This is a genomic window from Microbulbifer mixtoriginis (SeqCode), from assembly GCF_052467945.1.
This window is the reverse complement of sequence record NZ_CP174328.1, coordinates 1,310,689-1,326,778: the sequence shown is the minus strand read 5'-3', so window position 1 is coordinate 1,326,778 and position 16,090 is coordinate 1,310,689. Positions and strand designations below refer to the sequence as shown.

The following is a 16,090-nucleotide window of genomic DNA, read 5'->3' as shown; positions in this document are numbered from 1 at the left end:
AAACCTGATGCAAGTTATATTTCAACTCACTATCGAATCTAAAGATTACGGCGCCAATTAAAAATGAGTTCAAATCCCAACCAAAAATAAACCCAAAAACTTCTATGTTTTAAGTAAGGTTCACAGTAATTCGGCTATCAAGGCTTAAGACTACTCAAAACAATCAAGTCGACAATACCCCCTTGATCTGTTAGCATCGGTTTCCACATCCTACAAAAGCAGATCAAGCAGTAGATAATCACTGGCTTCTGCCAACACGTGCATCATTTTTCCCAGTAACCATATCAGGATTTAAGGAAAGAGATATATCAATTGGCTGTTAATTTATAATCTTGGAGTTTCTTAATAAAGTGACGTCAATTTTGAATGCTTCTTATTAGAAAAAACGTACCATTTTACTCAGAGGAATCTCGAATAATCTATCCTCTAGTGACACTCCGCTGTAACCGCTTAAGGCCTTCACTAGCAATACTCTCAAAGCATAAATCTAATTCGGAGAAGATATCCCAACGTTCCACATCTAAGATATGTGATATTCGGTCTATTATTTGGAGCTCAAGCTCCTCTACGCGCTTACCTTTCCACAACTTGTCTGAGAGCGCTATCGCTAGCTCTTCTATCGTACATTCCATATCACTCCAACGGGCATGAGAAAGACAGCATCGAGCGATTGCTGGTGTAAAACCTTTTGATAGTAATATCCTTTCACCTTCAGGTTCATGCTGTGATCCTGGGCCATACATTTCATTGGTATGTATAATTTTCCCAATATCATGTATCACTACACCAACACGGACAAAGTCCGGATCGAAATTCACTTTCATTTCGATAAACTTTTTAATCAGGAGATCGGCCGCCTCACCAACTAATGTAACGTGATTAATGAGATGCTGGGGCGCATCCAGATTGTCCAATAACTGAAATGCTTCTTCTCTAGTTCTCAGAATCTAGTCCTCTAGTTGTTACGAGCGTGCCTTTACTTAGTGGGGATGCCTCCCCTTCATTTACCTGCTGCCTGCTATCTATGGTCCGTGCTGAAGCCACCTTTTAGGTGAGGAACACAGTCACGGGCCCCTCCAGCTAATATTATTACTATAACAATCGTTTTCGATAATGACATCACACTGATCCGGTAGCTCCAGGGGATTCCGGATACACGAGACCATTGAGGCGTAGTTGTAATGGGGAGGGCGAGATAGGTCACTACATGACCACATTGGCGGAATCTGGTTAAACGGGAGTTATCAACTACTCCAAACCATTAACCCAAGAACTCCATGATTGTGTTTTTATGAAGTAACCCCGAATCCGACTCAGCAACGGCTTATTTTTGTACACTGATCAAGGAAATGGGAGCAAAACGTTTGAATCAAGCGCTATATACGGGGTGTTTACTCAACTTGTTATACCCCATTGCGCATAGGCTCGCCATTGGCCCAGGGCTTCAATGCCCCGTAGACAAAACTGTTAACCGGTGTTGCTACCTTCAGCTGCTTCCCTCTTTGCACAACAGCACCATTTAGAGACTCAAGCTCTAGGCGCCTTCCAGATGCTATATCGAAGTACATCGAACCAAGAGTCTTATTGAGTACTCCAGGGGGCAACTCCCTCTCCATATGCCTAATTGTACGCTCAACCGTATCCTCCGAAAGCTCTATTCCACTTCGCCGTGCTAAGGAATAAACCTCACACATAATGTCAACAAATAACTCACGAGAGGCATGGCAGGCTAGAAGCGTACCCACAGGCAATCGTGTGAGTGCTGTCATTCCATTCACCGCACAGATGAACAGGAACTTCTCCCAAATAGCCCGAGTGATATCATCACTGACATCAGCGACAACCCCAGCTTGTATAAATGTATCTTTAAGCACTTGGGTGCGCTTTGAGCCAGTTGCATTTGGATCACCAAAGACAAGTGGGCCGGGATATCTGTGCCGCACAACTCCAGGCTCTTCGATCGCCACATTAGTCCATGAGATACCGCCCAGAATAGCTTTTCGCCCAAAGGCTTCGTTCAGGGAATCCAAGGAGTCGACACCATTCTGCAGGGTAAGCACCTTTGTGTCTTCACCTACAGCACGGGCGATAAGCTTTATGGCTGCTTCGGTATCGTAAGTCTTAACGCAGAATAGGATTAGATCCACTCCCCCCACCGAAGTCGTAGTCTCCGCAGCATCAACCTGGATAGTAAAGGGCTCTTCTTCAAGTGGCAGCACCGTTAAACCACGCTCTTTAAGTGCCTTCAGCTGCCTCCCTCGAGCAATAAAGAGCACTTTGTGTCCTGCCCTCGCCAGGTGGCCACCAAAGTAGCTTCCGAGGGCTCCGGCGCCCATAACAATAATATTCATCTCGTTCTTTTCCCCGCGCTTCAAATGGTCTTTTAACCATATCGACTTGCTAAGAATAGCAATCAAAAGGGCTTTGAAAGCAACGCCTAACTATTACTTTAGCTTTTGCATTAAGACCTGGAGAAAAAAATCTACTCGACTATTGCTGTTAGGAAAAACGAACCATGTTATGAGCCCAACCAGGTGTGTTTCTCGTAAAAAGATAGATAGCCATCCCCCAGCCTTTGAATGCTGGTAGTAGTGTAGATCCTTTAAAGATAAGGGATACTTTATATAAAAAAGAATTTACTGATAGCCGGATACTAATAAATTGCCGGCTAGGTTGCTACCCCAGACAGCCAAGTCATTGCGTATGACGAATGGAGCTGGCCCGAAGCAGAGAAACACTTAGGGCCTATTCACCTAAAAGACCAAAAAAATTTCTGAAAATCAGATGAGTATAAGCTGTGCGCTCTCTATGGTTTCCCCTAAAATAAAATACTTTATAAGGATTGATAATATTTGATTTTTGTCACTAACAGCTTTTGGGCTTTATCGACTGAAGTTCTCTCCATACAGGATGAGAGGAATTCTGTGGAGAAACAATAAAGTACCACCGAAGCTCACTCGTTTTTTTACAGTTAACTTGATCCCCTTTAAAGTAGAGGGTCTGTTCTTTTTTAGTTACAAATGGCTCAATCCACTTTATCTGGCCAGTATACTTGCCATCAACCCACTCCATTGTAATAGCAGGGTCATACTCTTTGCCTTCAGTGACAGCTTTGTACAACCCCCTATAGTAGGCGGCTATAAAATTCTGGATTTCGAACTTTCCAAAAACTTGTTTCTTCTCTGGCTTGTGGGTCCAAGAAAAAGCATAACTAAAAAAATCTTCTTTTTCTTGTTTATACATGCCAGGCAGAAACACAAGCTCTTCAATACCATTCAAGGTGATATCTGAGGCAAATTCGATCGGAAAAGGAATTACTTCAGTCTTTGAATTTTTTGGAAATTCTGAGTAAGTGCTAAGCTCTTCAGCAAAAAGAAAAGGTGAAAAGAGAAGCGTAACACAAACAACCAGTCGAGATAGAACATCATCAAACTTTATATATTTAACCATTGAATCTCACCTTCCTTTAATTCCATACGGTAGCAAAAACACGCAACCAGTTTTTACCAATTATTTTTTCTACCACTCGATCAGGAATTCCTTTTTGGCTTAACTTATAGGCAATAAGCTCCATCCGTCTCTCGGAGTTTAATTCCGGAATAAAGGGTGGACGATTTGGTGTTTCGCCGGGCGCCGAAATTCCAGCCGCAATACGACGCTCAACTTCCTTACGAATACTTTCTCGATACTCAGGACCATCATTGACCGGCACTACGCCTTGGTCACTACCTATGGCAACATGATCTTCACCGCATACTTTATAGGCATGCAGTATATGTTCGATTACCACATCGGCCTTTATTTCATGCTCGCCACCTTCCAAAAATGGCATTAAGTAGATTCCAACCAAGCCACCGGTGTCTGCAGCAGCTTTTAATTCTGTATCGTCATTATTTCTAGGGTGGTCGTAAATTGCGTTGCAGCCAGTATGAGAGATCACAACCGGTCTTTTTGATTGACGGATAGCACTGGAAACTGTCTTCTTTCCTGAATGCGAGAGGTCGATCAGAACTTTCTCCGCCTCCATTATTTCTATGGCTTTCTTGCCAAGGGAAGTTATCCCTGAATCCTCCTTAACGAGACCACCGCTGCCAAGGATAGAAGGACCATTATAGGATACCTGCATTATCTTAACGCCCATTTTGGCGAATTCTGAAATACCTGAAAGTGACTCATCAAACATTTCAGTTGATTGGAATCCCATTATGATACCGAGTTTACTCTCCTGCTTCGCTTTCAGGATATCTGATGCGGATTGAATTAAGCGCAAGTAGTTTGAGTTCTGCTCGATGATGGACTTGGCTTTTTCAACCTTCTTTAAAGTCTCGGAATAGTCATCACCTGGATAGGGAACTGTCATATTCAAGGCACTAATCCCCGAGCTCTTGAATATTCCCAGGGCTTCTTCAGAGACTGGCTCCCTGAGCGAGAATGCTACGCTGAGACCATCAATTACAATCGATGAACCGTATGAATTCCACGTTGATTTTCCTGCATTACCCCCAGAAAAAGCATTTAATATACCCGAGTTAATAGCCAAATATGAACCAACGCCACCTGATACTAGAGATTTAATTAGTGCTCTTCTATTTATATCGCTCATAAGATCCCCACTCCAGAATTAATCAGTGCTTCGTGAAGCAATACATTCCACTTCAGCTTTGGCATCAAGTGCCAGGCCGCTCGCTGCAAAAGCACTCCTCGCTGGTTTTTTCCCACTGAAGTACTGGATGTAGACGTTGTTCGCCGCTGGCCAATCATCAATATCAGCGAGCATCAAAGTACACTTAACTACATCGTCAAAGCCCAGGTTTTTGCTCTCAAGAACTTGGCCAATATTCTTCATTGTTTGATGCATCTGAGCTTCCAGACTTTCACCTGCCAAGGTTAAAGTTGAAGGATGATTACCGATTTGCCCGGATAACCAAATGGTTCCATTCATTTCACGTGAAGAAGAGAAAGGCAACTGTGGATCGTCACCAATAAAAATAAAACGACCGTTCTTTACTACATGAGCTATCGCCTGGCTATTTTCAATATTTGTTTCGGGACTTTCTGAAAGCACAACCATGTTTGCTTTCTTTCCCTCTTCAATACTACCGACAGAACCTTCTATCCCTATCACTTTCGCAGCATTTAAAGTTGCAGCTTGAATTGCCTCGAGAGGTGTCATGCCGATTTCATCTACGAGCAGCTTTAGCTCATGATGAATCATCGGTGTAGTGTCATTTTCAAGGTCACTAAATGCATCCGTGCCAGCAGCAATGGTAATGCCGCTTTGATAGGCAAATTGTGTCATTTGTGTACTGAGCTGATCAAGCTGCCTGTATTTTTCGTTTAAGTCATTTCTTCTTTCAAATACTGTAAGCGTCGCATCTAATATTGTCCCTTTCTCTTTCATCGCGTCAAAAAGATCTAAATAGCTATCTTTTTGTAGCATTTTTTCCCAAGTTGAATCATCGAATTCAGCAGTTTTCCTGCGCCACGCCTTGAAGTTATCAACTAACTGAGCGGACATATCAGAGGCATGTGAAATAGTCTCAACACCAGCATTGACAATATCCAAAGGTTTGGAGGGGCCAATATAAGCATGCGACCAGACTTTTAAACCATGTCTTTTGGCTGCATTTGCAAGCAATGGCACTGTCTCGGCCTCAACATCTGCATATATCTTGATGCCTGTTGCACCAGCGCCTATGGCCTGGAGCATTACTGAGTCCATATCTGAATTATGATCTACCGCTCTCATCCATGTTGTGTGGCCTGGTGTACGCCCTTTAGCTGAGGCAATGGTTCTCGGATCCGAGAAGAAGGATTCCCCACCAATAATGACTGAAAAGTAGATATCTGGCGAAGCGATGGCGTCGACCTCTGCTTGACGTCTTAAGTAGGCCAAGGCTCGCGCATCACCGCCCATATCTCTCACAGAAGTGACGCCACCACGAAGCAGGTATCGAAGTCGCTCAGTAGTGATTGACAATTTATCCCAGCTATCCGGATCTGTTGCATGGTGGACATGCGCATCTATCAGGCCGGGGATTACAAACTTCCCTTTTAAATCGACAACACTGGCCCCCCTCACTTTGGAGAGCTTATTCGTTGAAGAGATTCTCTTGATCTTATCGCCTTCGATAAGAATCGACTGTCTTTCATCAATTTTGAGCGATTTAACGTCCACTATATTGGCGTTAATGAGCAAGACTTGCTCCAGCTTACTATCCTCTGCGAATACAACGCCGTTGGTAGCAATGCATAGAGCCACTAGAATAAAAATTTGTTTTATTTTCATGTACTTATCTAAAAGAAGACTGTGGGGATTTTTAACCTAATAGCAAAATTTTGCGTCATTTGGGATGCACTTTAAATGTCATTTAAGTTTATAGTGTATAAACTATTGGTTTATTATACTTATCGGTAAACTCCAGTTTACGCCCACCGTAAGAAGAGAAGAAGACTAGCCATCAGGGGAGTCAATGAACAAGTTACACGCCCTTGAGGCATACTGTTTGGTATGCGAAAAGCAAAACTTTGCAGCTGCTGCTCGCGAACTCGGCATTTCCGCAGCAATGGTTGGTAAGTACATTAAGCAGTTAGAAGAGGAACTTGGCTGCCTGCTGGTGATGCGCAATACACGCAAAGTATCAATAACCGAAGCGGGCGATGATTACTATAAGCAAATTTCACCAATACTAAAAAAACTCCACTCCGTCGACCAGGCGATGTCAGAATATAATCAAGAGCCCAGAGGCAGGCTATCGATATCGACCAGCATAGAGCTAGGCAGTCAATATTTTTCAGGATTGATTGCCAATTACCGCAGGCTATACCCTCAGGTATTTCTGGATTTTCACCTCAGCAATGACCCACTCGATTTACTCGACAATAAAATCGATCTCGTTTTTAGAATCGCACCAGAATTACCCGACTCTAGCTATATCGTCCAATCTATCGCGAAAACTAAGCTAGCACTCTGGGCAAGTGATTCTTACATTGAGAAGAATGGGCTCCCTGAAAACATGGAATCATTAAAGAAGCATCAATTACTTTTCTTTAACCACAGCATACGAGGGGATCACTGGCTATTTCAAGACAAAGAAGAGATAAAAAAAATCAAACTCCCCTGGGCTTGGCAATCTAACAATGGGAGGCTATTGAATGAAGCAGCTGCTGAAGGACAAGGAGTAATCCAAGCGCCTTTTTACTCTGTCAAATCTTATGTCGACTCTGGCCAACTCACTGAGATTTTACCTAAATTCACAATAAAGCCACTGACTATTTTTGCGCTCTACCCTCATCGCTGCGAGCTTTCCTTGAAGGTTAAAACCTTTATCGATGTGGCTAAGAGCTATTTTGAGCAACATCATTCCGAGCAGTTCTGATTTAATGGATGTATTTAAACGCACTTTCTCAAACCTAGGCCCTGGAATTATTTGGGCCGCAAGCAGTATTGGCGTGTCTCATATCGTGCAGTCTACTCGCGCAGGAGCAGATTACGCCTTCGCTTTGATTGGTTTTATTTTCCTAGCTCATTTAGTCAAATACCCTTTTTTCAAAATCGGTCCAGAGTATGCAGCTGTCACCGGCGAGAGTTTATTGGAAGGCTATAAAAAACACAGTCGAGTTGGTTTTTATAGTTATATGGCTCTCACATTTCTAACAATGTTCTTTGTTCAAGCTGCAGTTACGATTGTCACCGCTGCTTTAGCGCTCAATTTATTTGGCGATATCCTAAATGTTTCAGAGTGGTCTGCCATCATTCTGGTCATTACCTGTGCAATATTGATTGCTGGCCAATTTAAATGGCTGAATGAAAGCTTAAAGTGGATGGTCCTCATACTGGCTATTGCCAGCTTGATCACACTCATTTCTGCAATAAGTCAATATGGGCTTCTTCCCTCTAAATCCTATTTAACAGCCGATATAGCACCAGCTGTGAGCATCGCATTTGTTGTCGCCTTAGTCGGCTGGATGCCAACTTCGATTGAAGTTTCTGTTTGGCACTCTATTTGGTCGGAGCGAAGGATAAAGGAAAAACCAGATAGAGGGTATGCCAGGAAATCTCTCGTATTTGACTTTAAGGTTGGCTATTTCACCAGTTTGTTATTAGCGATTGTATTTGTATGGTTAGGTGCACTAGTAATGTTTGGGAAAGATATTGAATTATCCCAATCTGCAGGCATATTTGCTGGTCAGCTAATCAATATTTATACCGAATCTCTTGGTGACTGGAGCCATTTAACAATCAGCATTATCTGTTTTGTCGCGCTTTTCTCAACCACCTTTGCAGTCTCCGATGGCTTTCCTCAAGTTTGGCGAAGTGCCTTGAGATCATCGAATAGCATCAAGATTCCAGAAAATAGAGTCTACGTATCCACCCTTGTTATACTAAGCCTTATAAGCTGGTTTATTATCTCCCTATTTGCTGATCAGTTAAAAAACCTTATCGACTTTGTAACTACTTTATCTTTCGTTTGTGCTCCAATCTTTGCTTTACTCAACATTCTTGTTATGAACGGGAAATGGGTACCAAGAGAGTATCACTTAAAAGGGTGGTACTTAGTTTATACTTATGCCTGCCTGTGCCTAATGATAGGTTTTAGTTTTTACTTTATTTATTGGCGCTTCTTGAGTAACTAACGATTTCTTTGCAACATCAACAGACTTGAAAAGTCTATAAAAGTAAAGCTCAGGGATGAGCGCAACATCTAAGGTCATCTAAGCCTTAGAGATCAATCCCTCTTCATCTTAAGCTTTCCTAGTACTTTGTTGACACAAGTTGCAGTCCGGGGAAATCAGCTTTCGCCATGAATACTGCCCCTCATTTTCAGGGGTACTTCTGAACTCTCCTGCACAGGTTATATAAGTAGTTTTAGCTACAGACTAAATTTTTTACCCTGAGTTAAGCCACCTAAGCAGTTGGCATTAGATCTATCAAGGTGGTTACTTGGAATGCTATTCCTACCTCTGTAAAACTGAACTTCTCACATAATGAGTGGCTCACCATAAGCTAGCTCCTTTCAGCATGAACAACCCCGAAAGGAAGGCCCATTGATCACCTCTTAATCACTGGGTACTCATAGGTAGGCTTGTACTCAACTGATGAAGCTCCAAATCATCACTTCTTCCACGCCAAAACTCTCCTAAGCGACTTCCTCTAAACGCTCCTGAAGTGCCAAACTGTCATAGGAAAAATTCAAATGTACATCCCAAAATCAGGCCAAATATTTGGTTGCAAATGAAACCCTCGCCCTATTCTTTGCGGCACAGTAGGATAAGTCATCCGCCTGCAGGTGCAGAGCGGCACTAAGGAACAGAGTAATCAGAAGACGCTATGACTACACAGCAGTTCGACGACCTGAATGTCGTCTCCCAGGAAGTCCTGATCAGCCCGGAGATGCTGAAAGCAGAGCTACCCATTAGCGATGCAGCCGAAGCGACCGTCGCCAAAGGGCGCAGCGCCGTGCGTGATATCCTCGATCGTAAAGACCACCGCTTGATGGTGGTTATCGGACCTTGCTCCGTTCACGATGTGGACGCTGCAATGGATTATGCCAAGCGCCTGAAAGCGGTGGCAGATAAGGTTTCCGATACCCTGCTGATAGTAATGCGAGTCTATTTCGAAAAGCCCCGCACCACAGTTGGTTGGAAGGGCCTGATTAACGATCCCCACTTGAATGATTCCTTCAAGATTGAGGAAGGCCTTCATATCGGCCGCAAGCTACTTTTAGATGTCGCCGAACTGGGGCTGCCCACCGCGACAGAAGCACTGGATCCAATCTCTCCCCAATACCTGCAAGATCTGATTTCCTGGTCAGCCATTGGCGCACGTACTACCGAATCCCAAACCCACCGGGAAATGGCCAGCGGCCTCTCCTCTGCTGTGGGCTTTAAGAATGGTACCGATGGCGGATTAGAAGTAGCGATTAATGCCTTGCAATCTGTCGCTAATCCCCACAGATTCCTCGGTATCAACAAGCGCGGTCAGGTTGCCATTATTCATACCTCCGGCAACCCTTATGGCCATGTTGTGCTTCGCGGCGGTAATGAAAAACCGAATTACGATTCGGTCAGTGTTGCCATGTGTGAAAAGGAACTGCGTAGCGCCGGTATTACCCCCAATATCATGGTCGACTGCAGCCACGCCAACTCCAATAAAAATCACGAATTACAGCCCCTGGTGGTAGATAACGTGACTCACCAGATTCTTGATGGTAATCAATCAATTATTGGCATTATGGTGGAGAGTAATCTGAAAGCCGGTAATCAGAAGATTCCCGCCAATCTGAATGACCTGGAATACGGCGTCTCTGTTACCGACAAGTGTATCGATTGGGAAACTACCGAGTCCCTATTACTGGGTATGGCCGAACAATTGCGAGAGCCACTGAAGAGTAGAACTTTCTAAGTATGTGACTTTATAGGGGGCTGTGCCCCCCCTTTCTCTAACTGGCAGCTATTTATTTCTAATACTGGCTGCCAGCCCCTCCCAAGCGCCCTCATGGCGAGCTTAGATATCTCCTAACCACCAAAAGCCTCAGAAAGGCTGACAATGGGACGCCGTAGGAGTACCCTCCCCACAGTAAACAGGGCATAGGAAGCGGTTTTCCCCCAGTTTTCCAGATAGGCAGGGAACCAAACCTGTATAAATATTGATCAAGAATAAATTTTTTAGAATAGAAGCAGCTAAATGGAACTGCAGTCTAATAAAATACTTACCTATATACTGGGTGGTTTTGTTCTGATATGGCTCTTTGTGAGCCTTAGCTTTGCCCTAGATACTGGCTCTGTATTCTCCTGGATTGCCACCACCCTACTTTGCCTTCTCGCCGTAATCACTTTTTCGTTCAAGAAAGATCACTATATTGATTTTGAAACTAGGCAATACGTGTCTCAAAATCGAATTCTCTGGCACAACTGGACAGAAGAAAAGCCTCTCACGATTTTCAAAGGTATTAAAATAGTTTCCTACTCTTACCACTCTAAAGAGAGCAGAAGTGGCCATACCAGCTATCAGGTAGTGCTTATTTTCAAATACGCGACTTTTAATGAGGGCATTACTGCAAGGTCCTACCAGCAATTAAAAGAAGCTCAACGCTATGCTTATGAGTTAGAACAACGGACAGGCCTAGCACTGCTTGACTAAGATCATTAGACAGATACCATAATTCCTAAAGGCTCTGCGAAAAACATCACATTTAAACACCCTGATTTTCCCCCAGCAATTGGGGAGCCCTCAGCAGAAACTCTAAACTACCGACATTTATATACTCTTTTCAGCATCTGGCACTTTCAAAGCCAACCCACAACCATTAAGAGGTACCCACTATGGAGTCCGTAGAATGGGATATGTCCTCGACAACCATTGTTCGTAAGCTTAATGATGACGCTGAGCAAGATACATTTCCTCCACCTCACCTGGACAAAGTGAAACAGGGGGAGCTTTTAAGATTTCATGCCCATATCAATGTGGAACAAATGCCCCAAGGACATCACCTAAAGAAGGCAACTATTTTCTCGAATGTACCTAATGGAGGAACTTGGGAGCTGATATGTGATGAAGGAACTGCGGTTGGAGGCCGGGGTAGCGCTCCATCACCCATCATGTACTTTTCTGCAGGGTTGGCACTCTGCATGATGTCTCATGTAGAGATGCTGGCACAACTCTCTAATATTCAACTTAAGCAGGTTAGGCTTGAACAAAAGACCGAATTTTCAACCACTCTTAACTTTGGTGGAATTCAACCCGAAAAGGTATTTGGCCAGGGTGACCGGGTGGAGATTCACTTGATTATAGAAAGTGATGAGACGGAGGAAAAACTCGTGGAGTTTGCCCACTGCTGCCGGCAAGCCTGTATGTCGCTGCAAACGGTAGCCAAAGCCACACCTGTCACAACCTCTCTTTATCTCAACGACAAACCTATACCTTTTACATAAACCAAGCTGGCTTCGTGATACTCAGGGTGAAGCGCTAACAGACAGACCATGAAACCAAAAGCTTCTGAATTTAGACCTTTACCCCCTATGTAAAACCACCTATAGATTATTTTGCTCAATTTTTGTAGAAAAGTGAAAATGTCTTTATAAATCGCATTAAAATTATCTTTCTCACAGCAGATAGGAGCCCTAAAACACACATTGGGGCTTACATTTGACTAAAGTAAAATTCTGCTAGGTTGCGCGAGGGAGGTCGCAGAATGCATTTTTTATTTTTGGTACTATTGTTATTATACTTTGCCAATCTCAGCACTGCTCAAGAGCGACTCGCACAACTTCCAGCTGACGCCCAGCCACTACAAATTTTCGGAAAAACTTACTACCAAAGTGGCAATAACTTCTATGCATTTAGTGAAAAGGGACGTTACTACTATCCGGTAGATCCTCCTACCGCTATTCGCCAATATGAACGCCCAAGAAACCTATCTTTTCGTTCTACTCGTCCGGAACCAGGGCCGCGGCTGACTCGAGGACAAATTGCAGGCTGTATGAATATGGCAGCAGACAAGGCTAATGCCAATCCTGCTAAGGGCGGCAAAGTCTATATACGCGAATACAATATGTGTTTAGAAAACACCCGTAGGCTATTACCAAACCCGTAGTAAATGAGGAGCTTAATTCAGAAGACTTTTTAACCCCCCCATCTTTTGCGAGCGACTAATAGCTAGACTGGGTGACTTTTCATCTGCGCTCAACAATACGCTTTGATACACTATGATAAGAGATTAAGAACTATCAAAACCAGCCAAATACAAAGCAACAATCCCACCAAGTCAACCGATGTAGCAATAAAACATAGTAAATACCCTATCCAGCCACTAGCCAACCCTGCTCTGCATGGCAAACATCACTCCCTGGAAGACATCCGCACCTCCAGAAAAGCAGGCCCCACTAGTGTCCTTATATAGGTTAAACACAACAGGTATCATTAATACTCACAGAATCCCCCCCCCACAGCCACGCAACTGAAAATAAAAAAATACATTCATCTCATGGCAAAGCCCTTTTCAGGGCTAGACGACCAAAAGATAATCAACTTCATATCCCCCCAACTGAAAAACACTTTTACCTGCCCTGTTGTTACCTTTGCCATGTAGTAGAATTTAAATTCCCTAAAAACATCATCAATTAGAGCAATTTTTGCACCCCAAGAAAATATCAGAAAACTTTACTATTGGTTTATTTTCCTTTATTTCGTTGTAGTCTTTAAAACTAGTGGTGAAGCAACCGAAACTTCCAATAGAGCGCATTGGGACACAACACACATTTGAGTAGACTTGTTGCCAAGTTGGGAGAAGGAGAAAACGTTATGCGCTATTTATTTTCAATGATCTTACTGTTCTCTCTTGCGGGGTACGGTGTAGCCCAAGAGCGTCTCGCTCAGCTACCTGCCGGCTCTTCACCAGTACAAATACTCGGCAAGACTTACTATCAAAGCGGAAATACCTTTTATGCCTTTAATGAACAAGGCCGTTATTTTTACCCAGTAAATCCGCCCACTGCTATCCGTCAATATGAGCAGCCCAGAAATATGTATTGGCGCGGTTCTCAGCCCCGTTACTACTGGCGCGGTTCTCAGCCTCGTTATTACTGGCGCGGTTCTCGACCTAACTACTATTGGCGTGCGCCTACGCCTCGCTACTACGGTCTGACTCAAGACCAAGTAAGAGGCTGCATGAATTTCGCGGCAGACAAAGCGAACCGTAACCATGCGAATGGTGGTAAGGTCTACATCCGCGAATACAATCAGTGCATCAGTAACTACCGCTAACAGTATGAGTAACTGATGACCTATCAATAGAGTTTGCGAAGCAAACTAAAGGGGCCGCAAGGCCCCTTTCTTGTTGATTGAACCTTTCTGAAACCTTTGTCGAACAATATCAAAACAATACGCAATCGGAAGACTGGTCGAATAGCCGTGTAAAAGGAAAATTTCTAGCAGCCTCAATAGGGCATTTTTCCTTCTCTACACTATGCTTGCCCTGCCTAACAACACAAATGTCGCCATCCACAATCTTGGAGAGCACTATGTCCGCCAACCATAAAGCAACTTCTAAAAAGTTACTTGAGCTCTGGGGGGACAATACCCCACATGAAGCCTCAGATTATTTATCTGCCAATTACAAAAATCACCAAATGCCAGATGCCTCTGGAGGTACATCAACAGAAACACTGGAAGAGTGGCAAGACTTAGTGAAGGAGTTTCACAATAGCTTCTCCGACGTAAAAATGGAGATTTTACTGCAAGTTGCAGAGGGTGATTATGTATGTACCCGTTGGCGCGTAACGGCCACTCACACAGGTAAATTCATGCAGTATGAGGCCACCAATAAAACCAGCAGCTGGACAGGCACCCATACCGATCGCTACGAAGGTGGAAAGATGGTAGAAAGCTGGGTGGATTGGGATAAATACTCTTTCCTTGAGGAGTTGGGGCTGATCAAGTAAACCCTAGGAACTAAAACCCCGGATCTGGCAAATGTGAATTCGGGGATTTAGTTAGATACTGATCTCATCGAATTACTATCAACAATAAACTGCCATGACAAAAGTTCTTGTTACTGGATTTGAACCCTTTGGCCATACACCAATCAATCCGGCCGAATCCGTGATGCGTGTACTGGATGGCACCCGTATTGGCAGCGCTGAAGTCTGCGGCCTACTTGTGCCAAACAATTTTTTCGAATGTATCGAGGTCGTCACGAGAGCTATTAACGAACTTCGCCCACAAGTAGTGATGATGCTCGGTGAATATGCCGGCCGTGCAGTTATCACTGTAGAGAGAATTGCACAAAACTATAATGACTCAACACGCTACCGCCTTAAAGATAACCGTGGGGTGGAGATGCAGGATGAGCCCACCATACCCAATGGCCCGGTGGCCTATCGCAGTAATCTACCGCTTCGCGCAATGGTAAAAGCCATGCGCAATGCCGGTGCTCCCGCAGATATTTCCGACACTGCCGCCACCTTCTGCTGTAACCACCTGATGTATGGGGTACTTCACTATATTATTACCAATCAGCTGGATATTCGCGCAGGCTGGATACACCTTCCTCAATTACCTCAAGTAGCCGCGCTGGCAGAAAACATCGGCACCCCCAGCATGTCGAGAGAGACAGCGGCTCTCGGAGTACATGCCGGAATTGAAGCTGCACTGGGGCACACTGAGGATATTGATGAACCTATTCTCTCCAAGCCCCAAATTTAGCCCGGTTTCAGTGTTGAATATTTACACTGCCTGATGCCCAGAGAGATGTATTTCTAATGAAAAGCAAACCTGCTCCGATAGGCTCACAATCAATAATTCTTCACTTAACTCATGGGTGGCATATCCTTCTCCACTAGCTTTTAATAGTCCGTCGCTAACCGATAGCAGTATCGCCCTGGGCACTGATTAATACGAACGCAATTCTGCAGGGTTTATCTCCCCGATTGACCCAGTTATGAATGGTAGCTCGCTGAATTAAAGCATCACCTTCCGATAAGTGGATTACCGTATCCCCCCCCATCTCCATGTCGATCTCTCCGGAGAGTACAATTGCATAATCCAGGCTATCTGTGCGGTGTATACGAGGAGTTACCCCAGGACCAAACTCCACCACCTTGAAGATTGAGCCACCAGGTATCACAGTGCCAACCTCACGTGCGCCCTTATCACTATTCTCTGAGTCAATCTCTACGGGCAGCTCAACTGTCGTCCAGAATTGTTGCTGTTCCATATGCGAGCGCCAGCTAGATATATGTTCACCGCTGTCATCTAGAACCACAATAGGTCTACCAGAATTATCATGCCCTGTTACTACACGCCTTAAATTTAGCCCCATACCTTTCTCCACTCAGATTTCAGATCAACTTAATCAACAATAGATGCCCCCTAAAATTTGATAGGTTCAAGTAGACAACCAAATAATGAACATCACTGTCATATATTGTTACTGTCCAACCCAATAAGTAATAGCTCCCCTATAACAAAGCTATAACTTCTAATATCAAGCATTCAATTACCATACATAATGAGATTCTAGAGACACTCCAAAATTCTGATAGCAGATACATCTTCATTTATTGAGATATTTTACTTACAAGCTAAAAA

15 protein-coding genes are annotated in these 16,090 nt (G+C 43.9%); 9 read left to right on the top strand and 6 right to left on the bottom strand.

What is annotated here, in order from left to right:
• Window positions 1–419 precede the first annotated feature (419 nt).
• From ACJJIJ_RS05905 to ACJJIJ_RS05885, 5 genes are all read right to left on the bottom strand, one after another.
• Window positions 420–914, bottom strand: coding sequence for an HD domain-containing protein (locus tag ACJJIJ_RS05905; protein WP_252085621.1), 495 nt, complete (start codon window positions 912–914; stop codon window positions 420–422).
• A 489-nt stretch (window positions 915–1,403) separates the two neighbouring features.
• A complete protein-coding gene (locus ACJJIJ_RS05900) occupies window positions 1,404–2,351 on the bottom strand; it encodes a 2-dehydropantoate 2-reductase (protein ID WP_444938911.1) in 948 nt (315 codons plus the stop codon).
• Between the two features lie 514 nt (window positions 2,352–2,865).
• Window positions 2,866–3,450: a hypothetical protein gene (locus tag ACJJIJ_RS05895; protein ID WP_444938910.1), complete on the bottom strand. Its 585-nt coding sequence runs from the start codon at window positions 3,448–3,450 to the stop codon at window positions 2,866–2,868.
• Window positions 3,451–3,466: 16 nt separating this feature from the next.
• Complete coding sequence (locus ACJJIJ_RS05890; protein WP_444938909.1) at window positions 3,467–4,603, bottom strand: dipeptidase; 1,137 nt, start codon at window positions 4,601–4,603, stop codon at window positions 3,467–3,469.
• A gap of 18 nt (window positions 4,604–4,621) precedes the next feature.
• The gene (locus ACJJIJ_RS05885; protein ID WP_444909831.1) at window positions 4,622–6,289 is read right to left on the bottom strand and encodes an amidohydrolase family protein; all 1,668 of its coding nucleotides are present in this window, start codon (window positions 6,287–6,289) and stop codon (window positions 4,622–4,624) included.
• Window positions 6,290–6,473: 184 nt separating this feature from the next.
• Here ACJJIJ_RS05885 and ACJJIJ_RS05880 point away from each other — a divergent pair, with 184 nt between their 5' ends.
• The 9 genes from ACJJIJ_RS05880 (at window position 6,474) to pcp (ending at window position 15,205) form a co-directional block, all read left to right on the top strand.
• On the top strand, window positions 6,474–7,379 hold the full coding sequence (locus ACJJIJ_RS05880; protein ID WP_252085616.1) for a LysR family transcriptional regulator: 906 nt from the start codon (window positions 6,474–6,476) through the stop codon (window positions 7,377–7,379).
• Window positions 7,351–8,637 carry an NRAMP family divalent metal transporter gene (locus tag ACJJIJ_RS05875; protein ID WP_252085615.1) on the top strand — a complete coding sequence of 429 codons (1,287 nt, stop codon included), beginning with the start codon at window positions 7,351–7,353 and terminating at the stop codon, window positions 8,635–8,637. Before ACJJIJ_RS05880 ends, ACJJIJ_RS05875 begins: the two co-directional genes overlap by 29 nt.
• 694 nt (window positions 8,638–9,331) lie before the next feature.
• A complete protein-coding gene (locus ACJJIJ_RS05870) occupies window positions 9,332–10,405 on the top strand; it encodes a 3-deoxy-7-phosphoheptulonate synthase (protein ID WP_444938908.1) in 1,074 nt (357 codons plus the stop codon).
• Window positions 10,406–10,687: 282 nt separating this feature from the next.
• On the top strand, window positions 10,688–11,143 hold the full coding sequence (locus ACJJIJ_RS05865) for a hypothetical protein (RefSeq protein ID WP_444909833.1): 456 nt from the start codon (window positions 10,688–10,690) through the stop codon (window positions 11,141–11,143).
• A gap of 182 nt (window positions 11,144–11,325) precedes the next feature.
• The gene (locus ACJJIJ_RS05860) at window positions 11,326–11,934 is read left to right on the top strand and encodes an OsmC-related (seleno)protein (RefSeq protein ID WP_444888801.1); all 609 of its coding nucleotides are present in this window, start codon (window positions 11,326–11,328) and stop codon (window positions 11,932–11,934) included.
• A gap of 260 nt (window positions 11,935–12,194) precedes the next feature.
• Entirely contained in the window at window positions 12,195–12,596 is a 402-nt protein-coding gene (locus tag ACJJIJ_RS05855) for a hypothetical protein (RefSeq protein WP_444938907.1), read from the top strand.
• A gap of 707 nt (window positions 12,597–13,303) precedes the next feature.
• Entirely contained in the window at window positions 13,304–13,765 is a 462-nt protein-coding gene (locus tag ACJJIJ_RS05850) for a hypothetical protein (protein ID WP_444938906.1), read from the top strand.
• A gap of 257 nt (window positions 13,766–14,022) precedes the next feature.
• Window positions 14,023–14,442 (top strand): ester cyclase, encoded by a 420-nt coding sequence (locus ACJJIJ_RS05845; protein WP_444890558.1) that lies wholly within the window; start codon window positions 14,023–14,025, stop codon window positions 14,440–14,442.
• Between the two features lie 94 nt (window positions 14,443–14,536).
• Window positions 14,537–15,205, top strand: a complete 669-nt coding sequence (gene pcp / locus ACJJIJ_RS05840; protein ID WP_444890559.1) for a pyroglutamyl-peptidase I — start codon at window positions 14,537–14,539, stop codon at window positions 15,203–15,205.
• A gap of 154 nt (window positions 15,206–15,359) precedes the next feature.
• On the opposite strand, the gene ACJJIJ_RS05835 is transcribed toward pcp, so the two are convergent.
• On the bottom strand, window positions 15,360–15,821 hold the full coding sequence (locus ACJJIJ_RS05835) for a cupin domain-containing protein (protein WP_444938905.1): 462 nt from the start codon (window positions 15,819–15,821) through the stop codon (window positions 15,360–15,362).
• Window positions 15,822–16,090: the final 269 nt, after the last annotated feature.

What these genes read in the sequence shown, in the direction of transcription:
- ACJJIJ_RS05860 (WP_444888801.1), top strand. Translation starts at nt 11,326, where the DNA reads ATGGAGTCCGTAGAATGGGATATGTCCTCGACAACCATTGTTCGTAAG.
- ACJJIJ_RS05895 (WP_444938910.1), bottom strand. Translation starts at nt 3,450, where the DNA reads ATGGTTAAATATATAAAGTTTGATGATGTTCTATCTCGACTGGTTGTT.
- ACJJIJ_RS05845 (WP_444890558.1), top strand. Translation starts at nt 14,023, where the DNA reads ATGTCCGCCAACCATAAAGCAACTTCTAAAAAGTTACTTGAGCTCTGG.
- ACJJIJ_RS05880 (WP_252085616.1), top strand. Translation starts at nt 6,474, where the DNA reads ATGAACAAGTTACACGCCCTTGAGGCATACTGTTTGGTATGCGAAAAG.
- ACJJIJ_RS05890 (WP_444938909.1), bottom strand. Translation starts at nt 4,603, where the DNA reads ATGAGCGATATAAATAGAAGAGCACTAATTAAATCTCTAGTATCAGGT.
- ACJJIJ_RS05850 (WP_444938906.1), top strand. Translation starts at nt 13,304, where the DNA reads ATGCGCTATTTATTTTCAATGATCTTACTGTTCTCTCTTGCGGGGTAC.
- ACJJIJ_RS05855 (WP_444938907.1), top strand. Translation starts at nt 12,195, where the DNA reads ATGCATTTTTTATTTTTGGTACTATTGTTATTATACTTTGCCAATCTC.
- ACJJIJ_RS05885 (WP_444909831.1), bottom strand. Translation starts at nt 6,289, where the DNA reads ATGAAAATAAAACAAATTTTTATTCTAGTGGCTCTATGCATTGCTACC.
- ACJJIJ_RS05870 (WP_444938908.1), top strand. Translation starts at nt 9,332, where the DNA reads ATGACTACACAGCAGTTCGACGACCTGAATGTCGTCTCCCAGGAAGTC.
- ACJJIJ_RS05900 (WP_444938911.1), bottom strand. Translation starts at nt 2,351, where the DNA reads ATGAATATTATTGTTATGGGCGCCGGAGCCCTCGGAAGCTACTTTGGT.
- ACJJIJ_RS05835 (WP_444938905.1), bottom strand. Translation starts at nt 15,821, where the DNA reads ATGGGGCTAAATTTAAGGCGTGTAGTAACAGGGCATGATAATTCTGGT.
- ACJJIJ_RS05865 (WP_444909833.1), top strand. Translation starts at nt 10,688, where the DNA reads ATGGAACTGCAGTCTAATAAAATACTTACCTATATACTGGGTGGTTTT.
- pcp (WP_444890559.1), top strand. Translation starts at nt 14,537, where the DNA reads ATGACAAAAGTTCTTGTTACTGGATTTGAACCCTTTGGCCATACACCA.